The sequence below is a fragment of the Sphingomonas flavida genome (assembly GCF_036663655.1).
Classification (GTDB): domain Bacteria; phylum Pseudomonadota; class Alphaproteobacteria; order Sphingomonadales; family Sphingomonadaceae; genus Sphingomonas.
This window is the reverse complement of record NZ_JAXOJH010000006.1, coordinates 118,369-143,058: the sequence shown is the minus strand read 5'-3', so window position 1 is coordinate 143,058 and position 24,690 is coordinate 118,369. Positions and strand designations below refer to the sequence as shown.

General features: G+C 67.2%; 22 protein-coding genes and 1 tRNA gene. 16 read left to right on the top strand and 7 right to left on the bottom strand.

The annotated features are described in order from the left end of the window. Positions 1 to 110: 110 nt before the first annotated feature. Positions 111 to 641 (top strand): helix-turn-helix transcriptional regulator, encoded by a 531-nt coding sequence (locus U1703_RS09090; protein WP_332785426.1) that lies wholly within the window; start codon positions 111 to 113, stop codon positions 639 to 641. A gap of 31 nt (positions 642 to 672) precedes the next feature. On the opposite strand, the gene U1703_RS09085 is transcribed toward U1703_RS09090, so the two are convergent. Then, on the bottom strand, positions 673 to 1,890 hold the full coding sequence (locus tag U1703_RS09085; RefSeq protein ID WP_332785485.1) for a tyrosine-type recombinase/integrase: 1,218 nt from the start codon (positions 1,888 to 1,890) through the stop codon (positions 673 to 675). Positions 1,891 to 2,040: 150 nt separating this feature from the next. Further along, positions 2,041 to 2,116: transfer RNA gene (locus U1703_RS09080), tRNA-Thr, on the bottom strand. A 123-nt stretch (positions 2,117 to 2,239) separates the two neighbouring features. Between U1703_RS09080 and U1703_RS09075 the strand changes: the two genes are divergently transcribed. After that, complete coding sequence (locus U1703_RS09075; protein WP_332785425.1) at positions 2,240 to 3,085, top strand: PAS domain-containing protein; 846 nt, start codon at positions 2,240 to 2,242, stop codon at positions 3,083 to 3,085. 80 nt (positions 3,086 to 3,165) lie between these two features. Further along, a complete protein-coding gene (locus U1703_RS09070; protein ID WP_332785424.1) occupies positions 3,166 to 7,779 on the top strand; it encodes an NAD-glutamate dehydrogenase in 4,614 nt (1,537 codons plus the stop codon). A gap of 320 nt (positions 7,780 to 8,099) precedes the next feature. On the opposite strand, the gene U1703_RS09065 is transcribed toward U1703_RS09070, so the two are convergent. Beyond that, positions 8,100 to 9,890 carry an aminopeptidase P family protein gene (locus tag U1703_RS09065; protein ID WP_332785423.1) on the bottom strand — a complete coding sequence of 597 codons (1,791 nt, stop codon included), beginning with the start codon at positions 9,888 to 9,890 and terminating at the stop codon, positions 8,100 to 8,102. 131 nt (positions 9,891 to 10,021) lie between these two features. On the opposite strand from U1703_RS09065, the gene U1703_RS09060 reads away from it, so the two are divergent. The 7 genes from U1703_RS09060 to U1703_RS09030 all read left to right on the top strand — a co-directional run bounded on the left by U1703_RS09060 (position 10,022) and on the right by U1703_RS09030 (position 15,836). After that, the gene (locus U1703_RS09060) at positions 10,022 to 11,125 is read left to right on the top strand and encodes a glycoside hydrolase family 43 protein (protein ID WP_332785422.1); all 1,104 of its coding nucleotides are present in this window, start codon (positions 10,022 to 10,024) and stop codon (positions 11,123 to 11,125) included. Positions 11,126 to 11,175: 50 nt separating this feature from the next. Then, positions 11,176 to 13,245, top strand: coding sequence for a S9 family peptidase (locus U1703_RS09055; RefSeq protein ID WP_332785421.1), 2,070 nt, complete (start codon positions 11,176 to 11,178; stop codon positions 13,243 to 13,245). Then, positions 13,221 to 13,826: a DedA family protein gene (locus U1703_RS09050; RefSeq protein WP_320453028.1), complete on the top strand. Its 606-nt coding sequence runs from the start codon at positions 13,221 to 13,223 to the stop codon at positions 13,824 to 13,826. Before U1703_RS09055 ends, U1703_RS09050 begins: the two co-directional genes overlap by 25 nt. Further along, positions 13,823 to 14,215 (top strand): acyl-CoA thioesterase, encoded by a 393-nt coding sequence (locus U1703_RS09045; protein WP_332785420.1) that lies wholly within the window; start codon positions 13,823 to 13,825, stop codon positions 14,213 to 14,215. Before U1703_RS09050 ends, U1703_RS09045 begins: the two co-directional genes overlap by 4 nt. 49 nt (positions 14,216 to 14,264) lie before the next feature. Beyond that, positions 14,265 to 14,762, top strand: a complete 498-nt coding sequence (locus U1703_RS09040) for a methylated-DNA--[protein]-cysteine S-methyltransferase (protein ID WP_332785419.1) — start codon at positions 14,265 to 14,267, stop codon at positions 14,760 to 14,762. Next, positions 14,759 to 15,406: an FMN-binding negative transcriptional regulator gene (locus U1703_RS09035; protein WP_332785418.1), complete on the top strand. Its 648-nt coding sequence runs from the start codon at positions 14,759 to 14,761 to the stop codon at positions 15,404 to 15,406. Before U1703_RS09040 ends, U1703_RS09035 begins: the two co-directional genes overlap by 4 nt. A gap of 73 nt (positions 15,407 to 15,479) precedes the next feature. Then, positions 15,480 to 15,836: a chorismate mutase gene (locus U1703_RS09030; RefSeq protein ID WP_332785417.1), complete on the top strand. Its 357-nt coding sequence runs from the start codon at positions 15,480 to 15,482 to the stop codon at positions 15,834 to 15,836. Positions 15,837 to 15,972: 136 nt separating this feature from the next. Here U1703_RS09030 and U1703_RS09025 read toward each other — a convergent pair whose 3' ends face one another. Both U1703_RS09025 and ppc read right to left on the bottom strand, forming a co-directional pair. Continuing rightward, positions 15,973 to 16,380 (bottom strand): OsmC family protein, encoded by a 408-nt coding sequence (locus U1703_RS09025; protein ID WP_332785416.1) that lies wholly within the window; start codon positions 16,378 to 16,380, stop codon positions 15,973 to 15,975. 1 nt (position 16,381) lies between these two features. Then, positions 16,382 to 19,057 (bottom strand): phosphoenolpyruvate carboxylase, encoded by a 2,676-nt coding sequence (gene ppc, locus U1703_RS09020; RefSeq protein ID WP_332785415.1) that lies wholly within the window; start codon positions 19,055 to 19,057, stop codon positions 16,382 to 16,384. Between the two features lie 258 nt (positions 19,058 to 19,315). Between ppc and U1703_RS09015 the strand changes: the two genes are divergently transcribed. Then, entirely contained in the window at positions 19,316 to 19,780 is a 465-nt protein-coding gene (locus U1703_RS09015; RefSeq protein ID WP_332785414.1) for a metal-independent carbonic anhydrase family protein, read from the top strand. A gap of 159 nt (positions 19,781 to 19,939) precedes the next feature. Next, entirely contained in the window at positions 19,940 to 20,557 is a 618-nt protein-coding gene (locus tag U1703_RS09010; protein ID WP_332785413.1) for a DUF1826 domain-containing protein, read from the top strand. A gap of 10 nt (positions 20,558 to 20,567) precedes the next feature. On the opposite strand, the gene U1703_RS09005 is transcribed toward U1703_RS09010, so the two are convergent. Continuing rightward, the gene (locus tag U1703_RS09005; RefSeq protein ID WP_320453037.1) at positions 20,568 to 20,987 is read right to left on the bottom strand and encodes an EF-hand domain-containing protein; all 420 of its coding nucleotides are present in this window, start codon (positions 20,985 to 20,987) and stop codon (positions 20,568 to 20,570) included. Positions 20,988 to 21,044: 57 nt separating this feature from the next. Next, positions 21,045 to 21,611: an HNH endonuclease gene (locus tag U1703_RS09000; protein ID WP_183952556.1), complete on the bottom strand. Its 567-nt coding sequence runs from the start codon at positions 21,609 to 21,611 to the stop codon at positions 21,045 to 21,047. A gap of 110 nt (positions 21,612 to 21,721) precedes the next feature. On the opposite strand from U1703_RS09000, the gene gluQRS reads away from it, so the two are divergent. Genes gluQRS through egtB form a run of 4 tightly spaced genes read left to right on the top strand, consistent with a single transcriptional unit; the run spans position 21,722 to position 24,690 of the window. Next, positions 21,722 to 22,573 carry a tRNA glutamyl-Q(34) synthetase GluQRS gene (gene gluQRS, locus U1703_RS08995; RefSeq protein ID WP_332785412.1) on the top strand — a complete coding sequence of 284 codons (852 nt, stop codon included), beginning with the start codon at positions 21,722 to 21,724 and terminating at the stop codon, positions 22,571 to 22,573. Between the two features lie 10 nt (positions 22,574 to 22,583). Next, the gene (locus U1703_RS08990; protein ID WP_058733595.1) at positions 22,584 to 22,811 is read left to right on the top strand and encodes a twin transmembrane helix small protein; all 228 of its coding nucleotides are present in this window, start codon (positions 22,584 to 22,586) and stop codon (positions 22,809 to 22,811) included. A gap of 4 nt (positions 22,812 to 22,815) precedes the next feature. Next, positions 22,816 to 23,379 (top strand): cob(I)yrinic acid a,c-diamide adenosyltransferase, encoded by a 564-nt coding sequence (locus U1703_RS08985; protein ID WP_332785411.1) that lies wholly within the window; start codon positions 22,816 to 22,818, stop codon positions 23,377 to 23,379. Positions 23,380 to 23,418: 39 nt separating this feature from the next. Beyond that, positions 23,419 to 24,690 (top strand): ergothioneine biosynthesis protein EgtB, encoded by a 1,272-nt coding sequence (egtB, locus tag U1703_RS08980; RefSeq protein ID WP_332785410.1) that lies wholly within the window; start codon positions 23,419 to 23,421, stop codon positions 24,688 to 24,690.

Sequence of the window (24,690 nt, the reverse complement as noted above, 5' to 3'; positions counted from 1 at the left end):
GTAAATGCAATTTATACCCTGTAGGGTATTATCAACGTTAAGGACTCTGGGCTATATCGGGCGTCCGCGAGGGTAGCGGCCAGAGGCGGGGAGGAGCTATTCTCGTCAGCATGGCTGGACGACGACATGTAACGCGCGCGATTCCAACGTTTGCCAGCCTTGCCTTCACGCCCTTGCGCAGATTTGGGTGGGGCGCCGTCGATATCCACCAAGCATTGCGACATTCGCGCTCTTTGCCTCGGGTTGCAAAACAGAATGAACCCAGACGGAGCAGCTTGGCACCACGCCAGCGGCGTCGATGCCGTTCCTGCAGCATCGCGAGAGACGGTTGCGAATGTCCCTTCACAGCACCGCCGGGACCTCAGGGAGGCTCTACTTCCCTTCAAGCGAAAGCAAGACCTTATCGGCTTCCCAACCGCAACAACCAAAAGGTGACGTCCATGTCCGCTAACCCTGACCGCTTCCTCCGTCTGAACGCCGTCCTAGCGCAGACAGGACTTTGCCGTTCCACTCTATATCGCAAGATGGCCGACGGCACCTTTCCAAGGAGCACTCAGCTCAGCACCCGCTGCATAGGTTGGCGTGCATCGGCCATCGACGAGTGGATGCGCAATCCCGCTTCCTACGATCCTGCGAAATGACGCCATCATCATATGGCAGGCGTGGCAAGTCCTACGCTCGCTTGCGAAACTTGCCCTTGATGACGGCACCGCCGATCCGGAGTTGGTCGAGATAATCCGACCACCACTGCGCCATGCGCACCCGTTCCGCCCAGTGCGCGCCGCGATGATAGGCGGCGCGCACCTTGTCCTTCTCGCCATGGGCCAGCGCGCGCTCGATGGCATCGGGATGCCACAGCCCTGACTCGTTGAGGAGCGTGCTGGCCATGGCGCGGAAGCCGTGGCTGGTCATCTCGTCGTTCTCGAACCCTAGGCGGCGCAGCGCGACGTTCAGCGTATTGTCGGAGATGCAGCGTTTTGTGGTATGAAGCGCCGGGAAGAGGAATTCGCTGTCCCGCGCCAGCGACCGCAGATCCTGCAACAGGAACAGTACCTGCCGCGACAAGGGTACGGCATGCGCCTGCTTCATCTTCATGCGCTCGGCCGGCACGCGCCAGACCTTTTCGGCGAAGTCGATCTCGCTCCACCTCGCCTGCCGCAACTCACCCGGGCGCAAGAAGACATGCGGCGCGATCCTGAGTGCATGCAGGGTCTCGGGCCGGCCAGTGTACCCGTCGATCGCGCGCAGCAGGTCGCCAACCTTTTTGGGCTCGACGATCGCGGCATGATGCTTGACCCGTGGAACAGTAAGGGCGCCGCGCAGGATGTCAGCTGGGTTGCGCTCGGTGCGCAGGGTCGCGAAACCATAGCGAAAGACACGGCCGGCAAAGGAGCGTAGCCGAAGCGCCGTCTCATGATGCCCGCGACGCTCGACCCGCTTCAGCACGTCGAGAAGCTCATGCGGGGTGATCGAGGCGATCGGGCGCTTGGCGATGCCGTCGAGGAGTTCCAGGAACCAGCGCGCCTTCTTGATGGTGGCGGGGGAACGTCCCTCGCGCTCCATCTTCTCAATATATTCCCCGGCGACGAGCGCGAACGTCGTCTGCGCCGCCAGTTCAGCCTTTAGCCGTCGCTGACGCTTTTCCTCGACGGGATCGATCCCGTCATCGAGTTCGGCCTTGGCCTCGTCACGCTTCCGGCGCGCCTGGACCAGGGAGACATCGGGGAAACTGCCCAGCGACAATTTGCGCTCGATGCCGCAGCACCGGTAGCGAAAGCGCCAGAGCAGGGCGCCGGATGGCTGCACCAGTAGATACAGGCCGTCCGAATCAGCCACCTTGTAGGGACGCTCTGCCGGTTTCAGCGCCCGGATCTGCACAACCGTAAGCATGGGGCCACGCCTCCTGCAACGTTCGTGGCCCCATGATTCGTGGCCCCTTTTGAGTGGGCCACGGCGGAACATAATGAGATTTCACGGGACCGCCGAGAGGCAGTTTACCGCAGATTTCTGCGGTTTTCCAGGTTTGTTCCGGGGACGTGATGGTGCCGCTTACAGGACTCGAACCTGTGACCCCCGCATTACGAATGCGATGCTCTACCAGCTGAGCTAAAGCGGCCCAATCTTCGGTCGACGCGGCTGGTATCCGGTCGAGGTGGCGGCGCTTAACAGGTTGGTGGGGAGCTGGCAAGCGCCTTTGGTCTTTACGTCGGGTTAACCACGGCGGGAGCATGAGCGGAGCATGGCCAGGAAGACCGTTACGAACCATCCGTCGGATATCGCCGCCTTGGCCCCTGGGGCAGGGGGGGAGGGTGCCAATGCGCTGGCGTTTGGCACCGAGGATGCGCTGGCGCGCATGGCGGGGCAGGAGCGGCGGCTGCATGCGCGTGCCTATCATCATTGGGCGTCGCTGTTGGGCGAGGCGCGCTTCCCGACGATCCACGCGTTCGATACCGGCGCGGCTGGCGATTTCGCGGGCAATTCGGTGCTGCTCGATTTCCGGGGCAATCGCGCGGACGCCGTGATCGCCCATATCGGTACGGCGCTGCGGGAGGAATGCGGCATCGACGGAGAACTGCCTGGGCGGATCGCCGATATTCCGGCGCATTCGCTGCTCGCACGGCTGACCGCGCATTGCGACCAGATCCTGGCCGAACAGGCCCCGGCCGGATTCGAGGCGGAGTTCGTCAACGAACGCGGGCATACCATCCTGTATCGCGGCATCCTGCTCCCCTATTCCTCCGACGGGCTGATGATCGATTTCGTCCACGGCGTCGTCAGTTGGAAGGAGGTCGCCGACCCCCTGTTGCAGGCATCGCTCGACTCGGCTCTGCTGGATTCGGTCGTGAGGCCGGACACGCCCGTGCCGGCGAGCGGCGGCGCGGGTTTGTGGGAGGAGGACGATGTGCCGCGTCGCCCGAGCGGCCTCGCCACCATCCTGGCGCATGTGCCGCTGATGACGGGGGCGGAGCCCGGCACCCCGGTGGTCCTGGCGGGGCATGTGGCGGATGACGGCACCGTCGCGGTGACCGGATCGGTCGTCGGCGACGAACGCCTGGCCGACCGGGTATTGCGCGCTTCGCAATGAAAGTTGCGCTGCGGCGCAACATCTTTTCTCCATTGCCAAAGGGTTGAGCGGCGCGAAAGCCGAGCCTAGGACTAGCGGCCATGGCACTGAATATGTCGCATCCGATGGCCGACGCGATTGCCGCGCGGCTGACCCAGGGCGCCCTTCCGGCGGAGTTGCAGGGGTTCGGCCCCGCGGAGGTGGCTGCCGCGGCGGCCTTCGTCGCGGGGGTGGCCGAGCGGCGCTCCCCCGGTGAGCCCTCGATCGCGCTGGAGCCGATATCGGGCGACGACACGCACCGCCGGATGCGGCTGGCCATCGTCAATGACGACATGCCCTTCCTGGTCGATTCGATCGCGGCGATGGTCGGCGCGGACGGCATCGCCATCGACCGCGTGATTCACCCCGTCCTGTCCGTCACGCGCGACGCGGACGGCGTGTTGCAGGGGATCGGCGCGGGTGGCCGGTCCGAATCCTTCATCTATCTGGAAATGGAACGTGCCGATGCGCGCGACCGGCGCGGGCTGGTCGACGATCTGCGCGCCGTGCTGGCCGATGTCCGCGCCGCCGTCACCGACTGGTCGGGATTGCAGGATTCGCTGGCCGCCGATGCGACCACGCTGGGCGAGAAGAATGGCGAGGGTGCGGCACTTCTCCTGTGGTTCCTGAACGGCAAGCTGACGCTGCTGGGCCATGAGAAATGGTATCAGGATGGCCGCGACGCCCCCGCACTCGGGGTCGCGCGGACGCCGCACAAGGTGCCGCTGCTCGCCGACACGTCGCGGCAGCGCGCGCTGGACTATTTCCTTGATGGCGGCGCGGCACCGCTGCTGCTGAAGTCCAATGCGATCTCGACCGTTCACCGTTCGGTCCCGCTCGACCTGGTGCTGGTGCCGATCATGGAGGACGGCCGCGCCGTCGGCCTGTCGATCCATGCGGGCCTGTGGACCAGCGCCGCGCTGGCCAGCCCGCCGCACGAGGTGCCGGTGCTGCGCACGCGGCTGGCCGCGCTCCAGGCCAAGTTCGGCTTCGATCCGCGCGGCCATACCGGCAAGGCGCTGACCCATGCGTTGACCGCGCTGCCGCATGACCTGGTGACGGCGTTCCCGGCCGAGGCACTGGAGCAGCTGGCGCTGACCGCCATGTCGCTGGCCGATCGGCCGCGGCCCGAACTGGTGCTGATCCGATCGGTGTTGCAGCGGCATCTGTTCGCCTTTGTCTGGCTGCCGCGTGACGAGCTGACGACCGCGCGGCGTGTCGCAATCGGCGACATGCTGGGCGAGGCGGCGAACGGATCGCTGCTCAACTGGTCGATCGCGTTGGAGGACGGCGTCGTCGCGCTGATCCGCTATACGATCGACCTGCGCCAGGACGGTCGCCTGCCCGATACGGCGGCGTTGTCCGAACGGCTGCGCAAGATGGTGCGCGGCTGGATGCCCGATGTCGAGGCGGCGCTGGCCGAGCAGGTGCCCGCACCCCGTGCGGCGCGCCTGGCGCTGCGCTGGGCCAATGGCTTCCCGACCAATTACCGCAATGTCAGCGACGCGACCGAAGCCGCCGCCGACATTCTGCGTCTGGCCGCACTGGAGAATGAGAATGGCCGTTCGGTGCGACTGTTCCCGGTCCAGCCGGGGCAGGATCGCCAGCTCAAGATCTACAAGCTGAACGGCGCGCTGCCCTTGTCGGACGCGGTGCCGGTGCTGGAGAATTTCGGCTTCCGCGTGATTGGCGAGCTGCCGACGCGGCTGCGCGACGATGCCGACCCGTTCGTCCACGACTTCATCGTGGAAACCGAGGCGACGACCGAGCCCAAGGGCGCGGCGGTGCTGGAGGGCGCGATCGCGGCGGTGTTGGAAGGTGCGGCGGAGAATGACGCGTTCAACCGCCTGATCGTCGATGTCGGGCTCAGCCCGCAGGCGGTGGTGCTGTTCCGCGCCTGGTTCCGCTATCTGCGCCAGGCGGGTCTGCCCTATGGCCTGACCACGGTGGTCGATGCGTTGCGCCGCGCGCCCAAGCTCGCCACCGCGCTGATCGAGCGGTTCACCGCCGCGCATGATCCGAAGGCGACCGGCGATCTTGCCGCCGCCGATGCCGCCATCGCGACCGGGCTGGATGCGGTATCGGCAATCGACGACGACCGTATCCTGCGCAGCTTCCGCGACATGATCGCGGCGACCCTGCGCACCAACGCCTTTGCCGAGGCGGGCAAGGAAGCGCTGGCCTTCAAGCTGGACAGCCACAGGATTCCGGGCCTTCCGGCTCCGCTGCCGTGGCGCGAGATCTGGGTCTATTCACCGCGTGTCGAGGGCATCCACCTGCGCGCCGGACCGGTGGCGCGTGGCGGCTTGCGCTGGTCGGATCGCCGCGACGACTTCCGCACCGAGATCCTGGGCCTGATGAAGGCGCAGCGGGTGAAGAACGCGGTCATCGTGCCGACCGGCGCGAAGGGCGGCTTCTATCCCAAGCAGCTGCCGTCGCCCGTCACCGACCGTGACGGATGGGCGGCCGAGGGCAAGGAAAGCTACCGCGTGTTCATCCGCGCGCTGCTGTCGATCACCGACAATATCGTCGAGGGCGCGGTGGTGCATCCGGACGGCGTGCGCGTGCTGGACGGCGAGGACCCCTATTTCGTGGTCGCCGCCGACAAGGGCACCGCGACCTTCTCCGACGTGGCCAATGCGCTGGCGCTGGAGCGGGGCTTCTGGCTGGGCGACGCCTTCGCTTCCGGGGGCAGCCAGGGTTATGACCACAAGGCGATGGGGATCACCGCCAAGGGCGCGTGGGTCTCGGTGCAGCGCCACTTTGCCGAACGGGGCGTGGACGTTCAGAGCCAGCCGATCCGCGTCGTCGGCTGCGGCGACATGTCGGGCGACGTGTTCGGCAACGGGATGCTGCTGTCCAAGGCGATCACGCTGGTCGCCGCGTTCGACCATCGCCACATCTTCCTCGATCCGAACCCCGATCCCGCCACGAGCTGGGACGAGCGGGCGCGCATGTTCGCGCTCCCCCGGTCGAGCTGGGCGGATTACGACACCAGCCTGATCTCGCCCGGCGGCGGCGTCTTCCCGCGTTCGGCCAAGACGATCCCGCTGTCGGATGAACTCCGCGAGGCACTGGGCATCACCGCCACCTCGCTGGAACCGGCGGCGCTGATCTCGGCGATCCTGAAGGCCCCGGCCGACCTGCTCTGGTTCGGCGGCATCGGGACCTATATCAAGGCGGCGGCGGAGAATAACGTCCAGGTCGGCGATCCGGCGAACGACCGCCTGCGCGTTGATGCCGAGGACCTGCGCGTCATCGCGATCGGCGAGGGCGCCAATCTGGGCGTGACCCAGGCCGCGCGTATCGCCTTTGCCGAGCGTGGCGGGCGGATCAACACCGACTTCATCGACAATTCGGCGGGCGTCGACTGCTCGGACAACGAGGTCAACATCAAGATCGCGCTCAACCGCGAGATGATCGAGGGTCGCCTGGCGGAGGATGACCGCAACACGCTGCTCGCGTCGATGACCGACGACGTCGCGCATCTGGTGCTGGAGGACAACCGCCTCCAGACGCTGGGCCTGTCGATCGCCGAGGCGGACGGCGCGGGTGCGATGCCCAGCTATGTCCGGGTGATCGAGATCTTCGAGAGCGCCGGACGGCTCGACCGCGTGGTCGAGGGGCTGGGCAGCAACGACGTGCTGTTGCGGCGCGGGCAGGACGGGCTGGCGCTGACCCGGCCCGAATTGGCGGTGCTGCTGGCGACGGCGAAGCTGACGCTGCAGGACGCGATCGAAACCAGCCCGCTGGCGCTGGACGACGAACTGCTGCCCGATCTGCACGCGGCCTTCCCGCCCGCCATGCAAAAGGACTTTGGCGAGGCGATCGATCAGCATCGCCTGCGCGGCGAAATCGTCGCGACCAAGCTCGCCAATCGGATCGTCAACCGGATGGGCATCCTCCATCCGTTCGAGCTGGCGGAGGAAGAAGGCGCGGCGATGGCCGATATCGCGGCGATGTTCGTCGTGGTCGAGCGGCTGTTCGACCTGCCGTCCTTGTGGACCGCGATCGAGACGGCGGCGACGCCCGAGGCCGCCCGCATCGCGCTGTTCGACGAGGTGGCGCGCGCCACCCGGTCGCAGATCGCCGACCTGTTGCGCGCCATGCCCGCGGGCACGGCCCCCGGTGCGGCGCTGGAGCGGTTGCAGCCGGGGATCGAACGGCTGGCGGCGGAAACGCCCGCGCTGCTGCGCGACGAGGCCAAGGCACAGAGTGCGCGCGTCGTCGCCGCGCTGGAGGAGGCGGGCGCGCCTGCCGAACTGGCGGCGCGGGTGGTGCGGGTGTCCGAGCTGGACGGCGCGGTCGGGCTGGCCGATCTGGGCCAGCGCCTGTCGCTCGACGAGACGCGGCTGACCCATGCCTTTACCCGTCTGGGTCAGGCGCTGGGCCTGGACTGGGCGCAGGGCCAGGCGGCGCGGATCAACCCGAGCGATCCGTGGGAACGCCTGCTGATCGCGGGGCTGGCGCGCGATTTCCAGCAACAGCGGCTCGATTTCCTGGGCCGTGCGGGCGCGACCGATCCCGAAGCGGCGGTCGAGGCGTGGCTGGAACGCAATGCCTCGCGCGTCGGCCAGTTCAAGGCGGTGATCGATCGGGCCCGACTGGCGGCGCAACCGAATGCCGCGATGCTGGCCCAGATCGCAGGGCAAGCGCGGGTGCTGCTGGGGCGGTAAAAGGGAGGGGAGCAATCCCTCTTCCTATTCCCCGGCGAAGGCCGGGGGCCAGCTGCCGTGCCGCCGGAGGCGCGCAAGACGCCACGCGGGAGGCCTCTCCCGCGTGGCGTTTTTCTTGTTCGCGCGGAGGCGCGGAGGCGCGGAGAAGAAGATGAGTTCGCGCAGAGGCGCGGAGGACGCAGAGAGGTCAGGCCGCGCGCAGCGCCCTCTTGTTCGTCGGCGCCCGAGATAAGAGGGCCGCTGGCGCGGCGGGCAAGACACCTCCGCGCCTCCGCGCGAACCGACCTTCTTCTTCGCGTCCTCGCGGCTTCGTGCGAAAATCAGATCGCCGCGCACTTCTCCAGCAACCATGCGCGATCCGCGCCCTCCAATTCCGGCGCCAGAACCTCCGCCACCCGCGCATGATAGGCGTTGAGCCAGTCCCGCTCACCCTCGGTCAGCAACTCCGCCACGATCAGCGTGCGCTCGATCGGGCACAGGGTCAGCGTTTCGAAGCCCAGCATGTCACGGTCCGCGCCCGGAATGTCACGCGGTTCGACCAGCACCAGATTCTCGATGCGGATGCCGTATTCGCCCGCCTTGTAATAACCCGGTTCGTTGGACAGCATCATGCCCGCGCGGAGCGGCTCCATCGCGGCGCCGCCGGGATAGTTGGGGGCGGCAATACGCTGCGGCCCCTCGTGCACCGAAAGATAGGCGCCGATGCCGTGGCCGGTACCATGCGCATAATCCAGCCCGACCTCCCAGAGCGGCCGCCGCGCGAGCGAGTCCAGATGCCCGCCCAAGGTCCCGTCCGGGAAGACGGCGGTAGCAAGGCCGATATGCCCCTTCAGCACGCGGGTGAAGCGGTCGCGCATCTCGTCCGTCGGCGCGCCGATCGGCATGACGCGGGTGATGTCGGTGGTGCCGTCCTGATACTGCCCGCCCGAGTCGATCAGGAACAGCTGGCCCGGCTCGATCGCGGCGTTCGATTCCTCGGTCACGTGATAATGCGGGCTCGCGCCATGCGCGCCGGTCGCCGAGATGGTCGAGAAGCTGGTGTCCTTGAGCAGCCCCGTCGCCTCGCGGCACGCCAGCAGCCGCGCGGCGGCGGAGAGTTCGGTCTGCCCGCCCTTGGGACATTCGCTCTCCACCCAGCGCAGGAAGCGCACCATCGCCGCGCCGTCGCGGACCGAGGCGGCGCGGTGCCCGGCGATTTCGGCGGGGTTCTTGATCGCCTTGGTCAGCACCACCGGGTCGCGAAGCGCGAGCACCTTGGCTCCGCCCGCCTCCAGTCCTTGCGCGATGGCGGCGACCGCACGCTCGGGATCGGCCACCACGCGCTTGCCTGCAAAGCCGTGCAGATAGTCCTCGAACGCCGCGCGGTCGTGCAGCCGCACCGCATTGCCCAGATGCGCGCGCACCTCCGGGGTGATCTTCTCGGGGGAGACGAACAGGTCGGTCTCCCCGTCCGCATGGACGATCGCATAGGACAGGGCGACGGGCGTGTGCGTGACGTCCGTGCCGCGCACGTTGAGCGTCCAGGCGATCGAGTCCAGCGCCGACAGCACCACCGCATCGGCACGCTGTTCGGCCAGCCACTCGCCGATCCGCGCCCGCTTGGCGGCCGAGCCTTCGCCCGCCACCGCATCGTCCTGCACGCTCAGCACGGCGGGGGAGGGGGCGGGGCGGTCGGTCCAGACCGCGTCGATCGGATTGGCCGTCACCGCCACCAGTTCGGCCTCGCGGTCGGCCAGCGCCGCCGCCATGTCGGCGACCTGCTGGCGGGTGTGCAGCCACGGGTCATAGCCGATCCGCTGTCCCGCGACCGTCTCGCGGCCCAGCCAGCCCGCGATGCTGCCCTGCGGCACGGGGATATAGGCATAGTCGTCGCCCGACACCTGTTCGCGCACCTGCAAGGTGTAGCGCCCGTCGGTGAAGATCGCGGCCTTGTCCGCCAGCACCACCGCCGAGCCCGCCGACCCGCCGAAACCGGTCAGCCAGCCAAGGCGCTGCGCATAGTCGCCGACATATTCGCTCATATGCTCGTCGGTCAGCGGCACGACGAAACCGTCGAGGCCCTGGGCGGCCAACTGGTTGCGAAGGGCGGAAAGGCGGGCGGATTGGGACATGGAACGGCCTGACAGCAATGGGAAACATGATCGGTCTAGCCCTCCCTCCGCACAGCGTCGAGCCTGTCGGGGGCTTGATCCATTTGTCAGACGATATACGATCCTGAGGGAGTGATGTGAGAGGAGGTTGCGTGACCATCGATCGGCGGAGCATCTTGGTGGGAGCGGGCGCGGTGGCGCTGGCCAGCGGCATGGCGCGGGCCGCCGAGCCCGGCGCGTTTCGCCCCGGCGAGGTGTGGAACGATACCAGCGGCGTGGCGATCAACGCGCATGGCGGCGGTTTGCTGCGCCATGGCGGACGCTGGTGGTGGCATGGCGAGCACAAGACGGCGGGCGAGGGGGGCAATACCGCGCTGGTCGGCGTCCACGCCTATAGCTCGACCGATCTGATCGACTGGCGGGACGAAGGCATCGCGCTGCCGGTATCGGACGATCCGGCGAGCCCGATCGCGCGCGGCTGCATCCTGGAGCGGCCCAAGGTCGTCTATAATCCCCGCACCCGCCAATTCGTGATGTGGTTCCACCTGGAGTTGAAGGGGCGTGGTTACGGCGCGGCGCAGGCGGGCGTCGCGGTCGCCGACCGGCCGCAGGGGCCGTTCCGCTTCCTGCGCGCGGGCCGCGTCAATCCGGGCATCTGGCCCGCCAATGCGACCGCAGAGGACAAGGCAACCGGCACCACGCTTGCCCGCGATTTTCCCGGCGGGCAGATGGCGCGCGACATGACCGTCTTCGTCGATGGCGACACCGCGTGGCACGTCTATGCCTCCGAGGAGAATGCCACGCTCCAGATCGCGCGGTTGGCGCCCGACTGGACGACCCATGACGGCTATTATGTCCGTGCGCTGCCGGATGGCGGAAACGAGGCGCCTGCGATCTTCAAGGCCAAGGGGCGCTACTATATGTTCGCCTCGGGCCTGACCGGCTGGCGGCCCAATCCGGGGCGGGTCTATGTTGCGGACCGGGTGACGGGGCCGTGGCGCTCGCTGGGCAATCCCGTGCGCGGGAGCGAGCAGGACGCCAAGACGACCTTCCATTCGCAGTCCACCTTCGTCCTGCCCTTGCCGCCCGAACGGCCGGGGGGCGAACCGCGCTTCATCTTCATGGCGGACCGGTGGCGGCCGGAAAATGCGATCGACGGACGCTATGTCTGGCTGCCGGTGGAGTGGGAGGGCGAGACGCCGGTGCTGCGCTGGCGGGATCGCTGGACGCTGGCGGACGGGTGGCGCGGCAAATAGCATGACGTCCACCCCTTCCGGCGGGGGCCAAGCCTAGCTACATCCGGGCGATGACCGATAGCCCCGCGCTGACCCCGCCCGTCGCCGAGACCCGCCCCCACAGCTTCACCGCGCACGGGATCACCATCTCCGACCCCTATGCCTGGCTGAAGGACCCGGCTTACCCGGACGTCGATGACAAGGACGTGCTCGCCTATCTCGAGGCGGAGAATGGCTATTTCGAGGCAGCTATGGCCCCGCGCCAGCCGCTGGTCGACCGGCTGTACGAAGAGATGAAGGGACGGATCAAGGAGGACGAATCCTCCGTCCCCCAGAAGGACGGCGACTGGATCTACTGGACCGCGTTCGAGACCGGCGGCCAGTATCGCAAATGGTGGAGGAAGCCCGTCGCGGGCGGCCCGGACGAGCTGCTGCTCGACGAACCGGCCCTGGCCGAGGGCAAGGAATATTTCCGGCTGGGCGCCTTCTCGATCAGCAACAATGACCGTTACCTGGCCTATGCGATCGACGACAATGGCTCGGAGCGGTTCGAGGTACGGGTCAAGGACCTGACCACCGGCGAGCACCTGCCCGACGTGATCCCCGGCATGTTGTCGGAGATCGTCTGGGTCGCGGACGATAGCGGCTTTCTCTACGGCGTGGCGAACGCGCAGTGGCGGACCGACAATGCCCGCTTCCACCGGCTGGGCACGTCGGTCGCCGACGATGTCGAGCTGTTCCACGAGGCGGACGAGGGTTACCGCGTCGCAGTGGCCGAGACCTCCGCGCGCAACTGGATCGTGATCGCGACCGGCGACCATGTCACCAGCGAGGTGCGGCTGCTGCCCTCCGACAATATCTTCGCCGAACCGATCCTGGTCGCCCCCCGCAAGGAGGGTCGCGAATATGATGTGGACGAGCATGACGGCACGCTGTTCATCCACACCAACGACGTGGACCCGCAATTCCGCCTCTGCGCCGCCTCGATCGACAATCCGGGCGAGTGGCAGGAGCTGATCGGGCCCAACCCGAATTTCTACATGACCGGGGTGGAGTGTTATAAGGACTTCTTCGTGGTCGAGGGGCGCGAGGATGGTTTGGACCGCATCGCCATCCATCGCTACGACACGCCGACCACGGCGCAGCGGATCGACTTTCCCGAGGCGAGCTATACGGCGGGCCTGGGCGACAATCCCGAGTATGACGTGTCGACCCTGCGCCTCGGATATGAATCGATGGTCACGCCGGGTACGGTCTATGACTATGACGTGGCGACCGGCGGCCTCACCGTGCTGAAGGTGCAGGAAATCCCGTCGGGCTATGACGCCGACAAGTACCGGACCGAGCGACTGAAGATCGCGGGCCGCGACGGGACGATCGTGCCGGTGTCGATCGTCTACCCAAAGGATTTCCCGCGCGACGGGTCGGGCAAGCTGTTCCTCTATGCGTACGGCGCCTATGGCTATGCCATTCCGCCGGGCTTCTCGACGGGCCGGATGAGCCTGCTCGATCGCGGCTTCGCCTATGCCATCGCGCATATTCGCGGCGGCGACGATCTGGGCCAGCAATGGTATCTGGACGGCAAGCTGGAAAAGCGCACCAACACCTTCCACGACTTCGTCGACGTGGCGAAGGGGCTGATCGACGGCGGTTGGACAGCCAAGGGCCGGATCGCGATCGCAGGGCGTTCGGCGGGTGGCGAGCTGATGGGCGCGGTGGTCAATTCCGACCCCGAACTCTGGGGCGCAGTGATCGCGGACGTGCCGTTCGTCGACGTGCTCAACACGATGATGGATGCCGAATTGCCGCTGACGCCGGGCGAATGGCCCGAATGGGGCAATCCGATCGAGGACAAGGCGGCGTTCGAGCTGATCCGCAGCTACAGCCCCTATGACAATGTCCGGGCGCAGGCCTATCCGCCGATGTTCATTTCGGGCGGGCTGAACGATCCGCGCGTGACCTATTGGGAGCCCGCGAAATGGGCCGCCAGGCTTCGCGCGACCAAGACCGACGACAATCTGCTGCTGCTCAAGACCAATATGGGCGCGGGCCATGGCGGCAAGTCGGGGCGGTTCGAGAGCCTTCGCGAGGGCGCGGAAGAGCACGCGTTCATCCTGTGGCAGATGGGAGTCGAATCCTGAGCATCGAGGCGATCGTCGCACGCTACGGCGTCGCGGCCATCGCGCTGGGTGCGGGGGTAGAGGGCGAGACGGCGGTGGTGACCGGCGGCATCCTGTCGCACCAGGGGCTGATCGCCTGGCCCGCCGCCTTTCTCGCCGCCGCGATCGGGTCGTTCCTGGCCGACCAGGTCTTCTTCACCATCGGGCGTCGCGCGCGGGGCGGGCGCTGGGTGGGCAAGTTGCAGAAGCGGCGCGTTTATGCCCGCGTGACCAGGCTGATGGAGCGTTATCCGATCGGCTTCATCTTCGCCTTTCGCTTTCTCTATGGCCTGCGCACGATCAGCCCGGTGGCGCTGGGCACCAGCAAGGTGTCGACCCGGCTGTTCGTCGCGGTCAATGCGGCATCCGCCGTGTGCTGGGCTGCGATCTTCACCGGTATCGGCTATCTATTCGGCGAGGCGTTTCACGAACTCGCCGCACGCTACCGGCCCAGCCTGTCGCACATCCTGATGGCGGCCGCGCTGGTGATGGTGGCCGCCGCCATCGGCTGGGGCGTGCGCGCGCTATGGCTGCGTCACAAGGAGTCGAACGAACAGGCATGAGCCGTTTCACACTGACCTTCACCGCCGCGCCCGACCATATCGACGAGCTGGGCCATGTGAACAACGCCGTCTGGGTCCAGTGGATTCAGGCGATCGCCACCGCCCATTGGGAGGCGGTCGCCCCGCCCGAGCATGTCGCCGCCCATGTCTGGGTCGTGACCCGGCACGAGATCGACTATCGCGGCAATGTCGTGGCGGGCGAGACGGTGACGGCGGAAACTTGGGTCCCCAGCCCGCCAAAGGGCGCGCGCTTCGACCGGCATGTCCGCTTCCTGGACGCACAGGGACAGGTGAAGGTCGAGGCGGTGACGACCTGGGCACTGATCGATCGCGCCACCGGCCGGTTGATGCGCGTCACGCCCGACATCGCCGCACCCTTTCAGCTTTGACCGCAAGAAGCGGGACGCATCCCGTGCAGGCCTGCGCTATGTTCGCCGGATGTTGAGCGAATGCACCATGGCCTCGCCGGTGGGCGAACTGACCCTCGTGGCAAGCGATGCGGGATTGCGCGCCATCCTGTGGGCGGAGGAGCGGGTAGGGCGGGTGCCTTTGCCCGAACGGCGGGATGATCCCGCGAACGCGATCCTGGCGACGGCGGTGCGCCAACTGACCGAGTATTTCGAGGGGCGGCGGCGGGACTTTGACCTGCAGCTCGACCCCGTCGGCACGGACTTTCAGAGGAGCGTGTGGACCGGCCTGAACGCCATTCCTTACGGCGAGACGCGCAGCTACGCCGCGCTTGCCACCGCGATCGGGCGGCCGGGGGCATCGCGCGCGGTGGGCGCGGCGAACGGCCGCAATCCGCTGTCGATCGTCACGCCCTGCCACCGGGTCATCGGTGCGAACGGGACGCTGACCGGCTTTGCGGGCGGGCTGGCGGTGAAGCAATGGCTGCTCGCGCACGAACGCGGCGAGCCCGCCTTGGCGCTGGCATGAGCTATCCGCCGCGCGCTTTCCGCGAGACACGCGAGCATGTGTTGCTGGCGGCGGTGGCGGAGATCGGCCTCGCCTCGCTGGTCGTGGTGCGGAATGGGATGCCCGAGGCGGTGTCGCTGCCGATGATCGCGACGCGCGAGGGCGAGGCGCTGGTGCTGGAGGGGCATGTCGCGCGGGCCAATCCGCTATGGCGGCTGGCCGAGGGCGGCACGGCGGCGCTGGCGATCTTTCAGGGACCGCATGCCTATGTCCATCCCGGCTGGTATCCGACCAAGCGCGATCATGGAAAGGTCGTGCCGACCTGGAATTACGTTGTGGTGCAGGCGCAGGGCGCGCTGTCGGTCACGCATGATCCCGACTGGCTGGCGGCCCATCTGGCGCGACTGACACAGGCGAAGGAAGCCGGACAGGCCAGCCCCTGGTCGATGGATGACGCACCGGCCGACTTCATCCAGGGCCTGCAACGCGGCATCGTCGGCCTGACCCTGCATGTCGCCCGGTTGGAGGGGGTGTGGAAGATCGCCCAGCACCATCCCGAGCCGAACCGGCGCGGCGTGATCGATGGCCTCGCGGCGTCGGAAATGCCGGGCGACCGGGCGATGGCGGCGATGATGGACCAGGCGGAGCGCGACCGCGCGCGATAGTGACGGCGATGTCACTGGCCGAGGCGGAAATGCGGCCGTATCGGTCCCGAATAGCTCCTGCCGGAGATACCGGATGCGCCTGTTGCCGTCTTGCGCCCTGCTTCTCGCCGCGCTGCTGCCCGTGCCTGTTTCTGCGCAGGGGCAAGCCACCTCATGTTGCCGTACCCTGGGCGAGGTGCGGACGAACATCGACCGGATTGACGACCAGATCCTGCACTTGATGGCCGAGCGCTCCCGCTATGTCGCGCAGGCCGGACGGTTCAAGACTTCGGCCGCGAGCGTCCGGGACGAAGCGCGAATCCATCAGATCCTGACCCGCATTCGGGAAAAGGCGGCACGCGAAGGGGTGGAGCCGGACGTGGCGGAGGCGACCTTCCGCGCGATGGTCGAGGGGTTTACGACAGAAGAATCGCGGCAGGTAAGGCGGTAAGACCCAATCCTCCCCGTACCGGGGAGGGGGACCATGCGCAGTATGGTGGAGGGGGCTTGCCGAGATGTACTCCCCTTGCGGCAAGCCCCCCTCCGTCAGGCCTGCGGCCTGCCACCTCCCCGTACCGGGGAGGATCTCAGCTCATGTCGTCCCAGACGATCTCGATCGGCGAGTCGATCCCCAGCACCGCGTGCACCGGACAGGCGGCGGCCGCCGCTTCCAGCCGTTTGCGCTGGCCCGCATCATATCGCCCCGGCACTCGGACCGTCACGCTCAGCATCGTGATCCGGCGCGGGGCGTTGCCCATTTCCTTGGTAACGGTCGCGGTCGCGCCCGCCAGTTCCAGTCCGGCGACGCGTCCGGCCATGGCCATGATGCTCAGCACGCAGCCGCCCAGCGACACCGACAACAGGTCGCTGGCCGAGAAATGTTCGCCCCGGCCGCCCAATTCCTGCGAGGCGTCCATGACCAGCACCGCGCCATTGCCGGGATGCGTCACTTGGCAGCGCAGCCCGCCTTCGTATTGAACGACGAAATCGGCCATGTTACCCGCTGTTCCGCAGCGCCGTCGCGATGCCGTTGATCGACAGCAATATGCCCTCGCCGATGCGCGGATCGTCCTCGCCCGCGCGGTGGCGCTTCATCAGTTCGATCTGGAGCAGGTTGAGCGGCTCGATATAGGGCAGGCGCAGGCGGATCGACTCCTCCAGCGCCGGATTGTCGGACAGCAGCCGCGTCTGCCCGGTCACGGTCAGCAGCCCGTCGCGCGCGCGGTGCCAGCCGTCATGGATGCGTCCGAAGATCGCCTCGCGCAGGCCTTCATCCTCGACCAGCCCGGCATAGCGGCGCGCGATGCCGATATCCGACTTGGCCAGCACCATCTCCATATTCGCCAGCGTCGCGGCAAAGAAGGGCCACTCCTTCGCCATCTCGGCGAGCAGCGCCTTGTCCTCGAATTGCGCGATCGCCGCGCCGACACCGAACCAGCCCGGCAGCATGACGCGCGCCTGTGCCCAGCTGAACACCCAGGGGATGGCGCGCAGGTCTTCGATCGCGTCGGACTTCTTGCGGCTGGCCGGGCGGCTGCCGATCTTCAGGCCCGCAATCTCGGCGATCGGGGTCATCTGGCGGAAGAAGGTACGAAAGCCCTCGGTGCCATAGACGAGGCCGCGATAGGTGGTGAAGGCGGTGGCCGACAGTTGCTCCATCGCGGTGGTGAAGCGCGCATTGTCGGCCTCCGACAGCCGGTCCGGCTCCAGGCTGGCGAGCAATGTGGCCGACGCCATCGCCTCCAGATTGCCGAGCGCCGAGTCGCGCGTGCCGTACTTGCCCGCGATCACCTCGCCCTGTTCGGTGATGCGGATGCGGCCCTGCACCGTGCCATGCGGCTGCGCGCGGATGGCGGCGAAGGCGCTGCCGCCGCCGCGCCCCACCGCGCCGCCGCGCCCGTGGAACAGCTGCATCCGCACGCCCGCATCGTCGAAGACCGGGCGGAACGCGCTTGACGCCTTGGACAGCGACCAAGTGGAGGTCAGGTAGCCGCCATCCTTGTTCGAGTCCGAATAGCCGATCATCACCTCCTGATGGCCCCGCGCGCGGACGATCGCAGCGATTTCGGGCAAGCCGAAATAGGCGCGCATGATCTCGGGGCCGGCTTCCAGATCCTCGATCGTCTCGAACAGGGGCACCGCCATGATCGCAGCGGTGGCGGGCTCGCCGGGGCGATAAAGGCCGAATTCCTTCAGCATCAGGTTGATTTCGAGCAGGTCGGACACCGACTTGCCCATGGAGACGATGTAGTTGGTGATGCACTTGGGCCCATATTTGGCATGGGCATCGGCGGCGGCCTGGACGATCGCCAGTTCGGAGCGGGTCTCGTCCGAATAATCGGCATAATGGCTGAACAGCGGCCGGGCATTGGCGAGTTCGCGGCGAAGCAGCGCGACGCGCGCGTCCTCGTCCAGTGCCAGATAGTCCGCCTCGACACCCGCCACCTTCAGCAGTTCGGCGACGACGCGCTCATGCACCGCCGAATTCTGCCGCAGGTCGAGCGTGGCGAGGTGGAAGCCGAACGTCTCGACCGCGCGGATCAGCCGCCCCAGCGCGCCGCCGCTCGCCAGCGCGCCGTCGCCGCGCGCCGCCAGCCCGCGCGCGATCGCGACCAGATCGGAGCGCAGGGCCTTGGGATCCGGATAGGGCTCGCCGGTCAGCTTGCCGGGGCGAAGCGCGGCCTTGCCGGTCAGCTTTTCATGCGTCGCGGCGAGGCGCGCATAGATGCCCGACAGCGCGCGGCGATAGGGTTCGTCGGCGCGGCTCAGCGCCTCGTCGCCGCTCGCGTCCGCCAGCGCGCGGACCGCTTCGTCGACCTCGGCATGTTCGGTCGAGATGGACAGTTCCGCACCCAGCGCATGGATCGCCTGGCAATAATGGGTCAGGACCGCATCGGCGGCCTGGGCGAGCGCGGTGGTCAACGAGTCGGCGGTGACGAAGGGATTGCCGTCGCGGTCGCCGCCGATCCACGAACCAGGGCGCAGAAAGGCGGGCACACGCGCGCCGAACGCCTTGTCCCAACGCTGGTAGAGGGCGGGCAGCACCGGCAGGAACACGTCGCGCAGGTAGGAGAGCGCCGTCTCCACCTCGTCGGTGACGTACAGCCGCTCGCGCCGCAGCACGCGCGTCTGCCACAGCAGCGCGATCTGGCGGCCGATCGCCGCCTCCACATCGTCGCCATCGGGCGTCACGGTTCGGCCCGCGTCGCGCATCGCCAGCAGCTCGGCGATGCGGTTGCGGTGGTCGATCATGCTCTTGCGCCGCACCTCGGTCGGGTGGGCGGTCAGCACGGGGACGACCAGCGCGTGGGATAACAGCTCCATCGCGGCGTCGCGGTCGATGCCCTGTCCCGCCAGTGTCTCCAGCACATCGGCGATGTCGGCGGCGGGCTCGCGCGCGATGCCCTGGCGATCCTCGGCCAGGTTGGCGAGCATCGAGAACAGCATGAAGCCGCGCACGAAATCCAGGGTCTCGTCGAGCGCCAGCTTTTCCAGTTGCAGGTCGACCGCCGCGTCGTCGCCCAGTCCGCGATAGCGATCGACGGAAGCGCGGCGAATGGCCTCGGTCGCCTCGAACAGCGCGTCGCCCCCATAACGGCGGATCACATCGCCGAGCTGTGCGCCCAGGAAGCGGATATCGGCATTGTTGGCGATGGGAGGTAGCGTCGTCATGGGCGCTATTGCTGCAACGCAATAGGTCGCGCGTCAACCGATTGCGGAAGGCAATTTTGGTATAACATTACCGGCTTCGGACAATCGTAAATTGCGTGGGCCTTAGCCAGCGGCATGCAACAGCAAAAATTTCTTACACGACATATATGTAATGTAATATCATTACTGGCATATCGGATTTCCGTATGCCGCCCCCGAGGGGGGAGGGGCGCTTCAGCGCCGTAACGGCATCATGGCTATTCACAAAAGGACGGCACGATGTTCACCGACGAAATGGTACATAAGGCACTACAGACCTGGTGCGACAATGTGGTCGCGGTCGGAAAGGTTCATGCCGAGGGTGGCGATGTGCGCGCTTTCGCGTCGCGGATTCTCAGCGACAATTATGATTACGATCATGGCAAGGTCCTGTTCAAACCGACCCTGACCTTCGGCGCGAATACCTTCCGGCCAACGAAGGAGGGTGCCCTGTCCTATTTCGTCGGCGGGAACGAGAAGTTTCCCGACGACAAGGGGTTCAAGCTGAAGCCCTGGGTGAAGGTCTGGTACAGCAAGCTGGACTATATCCTGCACGGCGACCTGGCGATCGTGCAGTGCAACGTCCACTTCATCGGTGACGACGACAGCCATATCTTCGTGAACAAGAGCTTCGTGTTCAAGCAATGCGATGATGGGGCACTGCGGATCGTCCTGCACCAATCGTCGCTGCCCTATCAGCCCTGATCTCCGGCCTGCGGCGGCCAGCGGGTGGTTTGCCCTCCCTCGCTGCCGCAGGCCACCATCCCGGCCCAACACGGACGACAGGTTTCAGATGTCGCGCGATCTTCCTTTTGCAGGCTCGGCCGGATACCGCCGCCCTTTGCCATCCGGTCGATGCATCGGATGACGGCCATCGGAATGGAGCGACGGATCGCCATGGGTTGCGATAGCACCCTGCTCGACCATATCGCCCGGCCCGATGCCGCCCTGGCCATCTGGTGGCGCCGGATGCCCGAGCCGTTTCGGACGGCACTGGCCCGTCTCGATCTGCGCGGCCTCGACGACCTGGCAGTAGAGGTCGATCTGCACGGATCGTTGAAGGCTCCCCTGCAGGCCGCCGGATATCGGGGGGCTGCGCATGCCTTGCTCTGCGCCGATATGGACCGTCTCGTCCGGCGTCACGCCGCCGTGACCGGCGAAGACCGCCTGCGGGTCCGGCTCGCGGTGGTCGAAGGCGACGTGCCTTCGGTATTTCAAGCCGAACGAACGACATTCGGGCTGACATGCACCTATGTCGGGCCCGGAATTCAGTGGTGCTGCGTCGACGGACCGGATGCGATCTGTGAAGTGCCGACCGGGGCGGTGGGCGTGTTCAAGGGGCGGGCCCTGCTCGACCCGCCGGTGATTCTCCATCGTTCACCAGCGATCGGCGAGCCCCGCCTGGTGCTGGCGATCGAACCGGCGCGTCGCGATGATGCCGACCGATCGAAACCCGCCTTGCCCAAGGCCGATCGCTGGTGAGCCGCCTGCCTCAGCTCGCATTCCCCGGCGCGGCCGTGCCTGCCCCCGTCCCGACCGGGTTGTTCGGCGTGGCGGGGCGTTCGGTGCGCGAGGCTTCGCGTTCCTCCGAGGTCACCGTGCCGTCGCGATTCAGGTCCATGCGGTCGAAGCGGGCCAGCATCCCCTCGAAGAACTCGCTCTCGGTGATCTCGCCGTCCTTGTTGCGGTCCAGCTCCCACAGGCGCGAATTGGCCCTGGGCATTTCCTCGACGGTGATCACGTCGTTGCCGTCACGGTCCAGTTCGCGGAAGCGGCGCGCCATCATGCTGCCAAAGTCGATGCGGCTGGTGACCGATGGCGGCACGAAACCCGCCTTGGCCGCCGCCTGATCGGCCTCGGCCCGCTTTTCCTCTTTCTTGCCGCAGGCGGCGGTCGAGGCCATCACGGCCATCGCCCCGGCGACTCCAAGGCCCCTGGCCCATCCACGCATTCGACACTCCCGGCTTCGTTACGCTTCCAGCTCAACGTCCCAGTACAACCAGTCGTGCCATGTTTCATGCAGATAATTGGGCGGGAAGCTGCGGCCATGTTCCTGTAAATGCCAGTTCGTCGGGCGGATCGGCTCGACATGCAGCGGCATCGCGGCCTGGCGGGGCGTGCGGCCGCCCTTTTTCAGGTTGCACGGCGAACAGGCGGTGACGACATTTTCCCAGGTCGTGCGCCCGCCCTGTGCGCGCGGGATCACATGGTCGAAGGTCAGGTCGCGGTGCGATCCGCAATATTGGCAGGAAAACCGGTCGCGCAGGAACAGGTTGAATCGGGTGAAGGCCGGGAATTGCGACGGCTTCACGAACTGCTTGAGCGCGATGACCGAGGGCAGCTTGACCTTCGCGGTCGGGCTGCGCACCTCGCGTTCATAATGCGCGACGATATCCACCCGGTCGAGGAACACCGCCTTCACCGCGGTCTGCCAGGGCCAGACCGACAGCGGATAATAGGACAGCGGCGTGTAATCGGCGTTCAGCACGAGAGCCGGACAACTGTCCGGGTGTCGGATCAGGTCGGGATGAAACACAGCTCCTCCCTTCGTGGTACGCCGACGCTATTCGCGCAGGCGCGTGACATGGCTATGACACTGGACGCTATGAGAACATGGGATGTGAATCGCGGTCAAGAGGGCGGGCGATGAGTGGAGCGCCGTGCACAACCCGTTTCGCGCCCAGCCCCACGGGGCGGCTGCATCTGGGCCATGCGCTGTCCGCCGTGCGCGCGCATGATCTGGCGCGCGCCGAGGGCGGGCGCTTCCTGCTGCGGATCGAGGATATCGACGGCACGCGCAGCCGGCCCGAGCATGTCGAGGCGATCCTGCGCGACCTGGAATGGCTGGGGCTGGCATGGGACGACCTGTCCTTCCAGTCCGAACGGCTGGGCCTCTATGCGGCGGGGCAAGAGCGGCTGGCCGACCTTCTCTATCCCTGTTTCTGCACCCGCGCCGAGATTGCGGCCAGCCTGTCCGCGCCGCACGGGCCGACGCCGCTCTATCCGGGGACGTGCCGCCGCCTCTCGCCCGAGGCCCGCGCCGCGCGGATGGGCGAGCCGCATGGCTGGCGGCTCGACATGGCCCGCGCGGTCGACCGCGCCGGGCCGCTGGGCTGGGCTGACGAACGCGTGGGGCAGGTGGTCGCCGATCCGCTCTCGCATGGCGACGTGATCCTGGCACGCAAGGACGCGCCCGCCAGCTATCACCTGGCGGTGACGGTCGACGACGCGGCGCAAGGGGTGACCGACGTGGTGCGCGGCGTCGACCTGTTCGAGGCGACGCATGTCCACCGCCTGCTCCAGGCGCTGCTGGGCCTGCCGACGCCGCTTTACCACCATCATCCGCTGATCGTCGGCGCGGACGGCCAGCGTCTGGCCAAGCGGCACGGAGCGCCCGCGCTGGCGGCGATGCGGGAGGGCGGGCAGGACGGTCGCGCGCTGGCCGACGCGCTGCGGCGCAATATGCTTCCTGCTGGATTTCGGCTGGGGGAGGCGTAAGCTCAGGCGCATGACCACTTTTCTCGTGATCCTGCTGATCGCGGCGATGCTCGCCACCCTGGTCGCGCTGGTGCGCGGCATCATCTCGTTCCTGCAGGAGGCGACGGCCGAGGCGAAAGGGGAGGGACCGACCGCGTCGCAGCTGAAATCCAACCGGATGATGCAGCAGCGCATCTTCTTCCAGGCGCTGGCGATCACCGTCGTCGTGCTGTTGCTGTTCATGGCCGGGCGGACCTGATCCCGTGGTCAAGCTGACGAAGATCTACACCCGCACCGGGGACGAGGGCACGACCGGGCTGGTCGACGGATCGCGCCGGTCCAAGGCCGAGCCCCGCATGGTCGCGATCGGCGAGGTGGACGAGGCGAACAGCGCGATCGGCGTCGCGCTGCTGTCGGTGGAAGGGCCGCTGGCCGCGCAACTGACCATGATCCAGAACGACCTGTTCGACCTCGGTGCCGACTTGGCGACACCCGGCGAGATCGAGGGTGCGCTTCGCATCATCCCCGAACAGGTCGCGCGGCTGGAGGCGGAGATCGACGCGATGAATGCCGTGCTGTCGCCGCTGACCAGCTTCATCCTGCCGGGCGGCAGCGCGGCCTCGGCGCATCTGCACCTGGCGCGTGCCATTGCACGCCGCGCCGAACGCGCCGCCGTCGGCCTGGCGGAGCAGGAGCCGATCAACCTGCCCGCGCTCGGCTATCTGAACCGTTTGTCAGATTGGTTGTTTGTCGCGGCGCGTGCGATGAACCAAAGCGGCGCATCGGACGTTCTTTGGGTTCCAGGAGGGGCGCGCGTGGTACGGTAAAGGGCCGACCGGGCTCCCCATTATTCCGGGGAGCGCCCAATGCCGACCCTTTTTCCGTCCTCTGCGGCGATCCCGATACCTTCTGATTCTCTGTCATCCCGCTATCAGGCGGTGCGCGGGCTGACCCTCGCCCTGGCCGCGCCACTGTCCGACGCGGATGCCACCATCCAGTCGATGCCGGATGCCTCGCCCGCCAAGTGGCATATGGCGCACACCACCTGGTTCTTCGAAACCTTCGTGCTGCGCGACCATGTCGCCGGTTATGCGCTGCACGATCCGCGTTTTCCGTTCCTGTTCAACAGCTATTACGAGGCGGAGGGCAAGCGCCATGCGCGCCACCGTCGCGGCATGATCACTCGCCCGACGCTGGACGAGGTGCGTGCCTATCGCGCCCATGTCGATGCGGCGATGCTGGCGGCGTTGCCCGACCTGCCGCACGAAGCACGCGAGCTGGTAGCGCTGGGATGCCATCACGAGGAGCAGCATCAGGAACTGTTCGTCACCGACATCCTGCACCTGTTTTCCGAAAATCCGCTCGAGCCCGCGCTCTTCAGCCCCGAGGCGAAGACGCCGGTGGCGATGCCGGGCCCGATCGGCTGGATCGAGGGGCGGTCCGGGATCGTCGAGGTCGGCCATGCCGGCAAAGGCTTCGCCTTCGATTGCGAGGGGCCGCGTCACCAGGCGCTGCTCCACCCGCACGCCATCGCAGATCGTACCGTCACCAATGCCGAATGGATCCGGTTCATCGAGGATGGCGGCTATCGCGATCCGCGCCTGTGGCTGTCGGATGGCTGGGCCTGGGTCAAGGCGGAGGGGATCACTGCGCCGCTCTATTGGGAGGAGCGTGACGGCGGCTGGACCCGCTTCGGGCTGGATGGACGCCGCGCGGTCGACCCCGCCGCGCCGGTCACCCATGTCAGCTTCTACGAGGCGGATGCCTATGCCGCCTGGGCTGGCGCGCGCCTGCCGACCGAATCCGAGTGGGAAGCTGCGGCGGCCGCGCATGACGCGGCGGGTGGCAACCAGCTCGACGGTGCGGGTGCGATCGAGCCGCGTCCGTCACCCGGCGGTCCGGCCTTTTTCGGCGATGTCTGGGAATGGACCGGCAGCGCGTACCGCCCCTATCCCTGCTTCCGCCCCGTCGAGGGCGCGGTCGGCGAGTACAACGGCAAGTTCATGAACGGGCAGTTCGTGCTGCGCGGCGGCAGCTGCGCCACGCCGCGCGGCCATGCCCGCGCCTCTTACCGCAACTTCTTCTATCCCCATCAGCGCTGGCAATTCACCGGCGTTCGCCTGGCAAAGGACCTGTAA

Coding starts and splice junctions, on each gene's coding strand:
- U1703_RS09090 (WP_332785426.1), top strand. CDS start 111: ATGGCTGGACGACGACATGTAACGCGCGCGATTCCAACGTTTGCCAGC.
- U1703_RS09085 (WP_332785485.1), bottom strand. CDS start 1,890: ATGCTTACGGTTGTGCAGATCCGGGCGCTGAAACCGGCAGAGCGTCCC.
- U1703_RS09075 (WP_332785425.1), top strand. CDS start 2,240: ATGGCCAGGAAGACCGTTACGAACCATCCGTCGGATATCGCCGCCTTG.
- U1703_RS09070 (WP_332785424.1), top strand. CDS start 3,166: ATGGCACTGAATATGTCGCATCCGATGGCCGACGCGATTGCCGCGCGG.
- U1703_RS09065 (WP_332785423.1), bottom strand. CDS start 9,890: ATGTCCCAATCCGCCCGCCTTTCCGCCCTTCGCAACCAGTTGGCCGCC.
- U1703_RS09055 (WP_332785421.1), top strand. CDS start 11,176: ATGACCGATAGCCCCGCGCTGACCCCGCCCGTCGCCGAGACCCGCCCC.
- U1703_RS09045 (WP_332785420.1), top strand. CDS start 13,823: ATGAGCCGTTTCACACTGACCTTCACCGCCGCGCCCGACCATATCGAC.
- U1703_RS09040 (WP_332785419.1), top strand. CDS start 14,265: ATGTTGAGCGAATGCACCATGGCCTCGCCGGTGGGCGAACTGACCCTC.
- U1703_RS09035 (WP_332785418.1), top strand. CDS start 14,759: ATGAGCTATCCGCCGCGCGCTTTCCGCGAGACACGCGAGCATGTGTTG.
- U1703_RS09030 (WP_332785417.1), top strand. CDS start 15,480: ATGCGCCTGTTGCCGTCTTGCGCCCTGCTTCTCGCCGCGCTGCTGCCC.
- U1703_RS09025 (WP_332785416.1), bottom strand. CDS start 16,380: ATGGCCGATTTCGTCGTTCAATACGAAGGCGGGCTGCGCTGCCAAGTG.
- ppc (WP_332785415.1), bottom strand. CDS start 19,057: ATGACGACGCTACCTCCCATCGCCAACAATGCCGATATCCGCTTCCTG.
- U1703_RS09015 (WP_332785414.1), top strand. CDS start 19,316: ATGTTCACCGACGAAATGGTACATAAGGCACTACAGACCTGGTGCGAC.
- U1703_RS09010 (WP_332785413.1), top strand. CDS start 19,940: ATGACGGCCATCGGAATGGAGCGACGGATCGCCATGGGTTGCGATAGC.
- U1703_RS09005 (WP_320453037.1), bottom strand. CDS start 20,987: ATGGCCGTGATGGCCTCGACCGCCGCCTGCGGCAAGAAAGAGGAAAAG.
- gluQRS (WP_332785412.1), top strand. CDS start 21,722: ATGAGTGGAGCGCCGTGCACAACCCGTTTCGCGCCCAGCCCCACGGGG.
- U1703_RS08990 (WP_058733595.1), top strand. CDS start 22,584: ATGACCACTTTTCTCGTGATCCTGCTGATCGCGGCGATGCTCGCCACC.
- egtB (WP_332785410.1), top strand. CDS start 23,419: ATGCCGACCCTTTTTCCGTCCTCTGCGGCGATCCCGATACCTTCTGAT.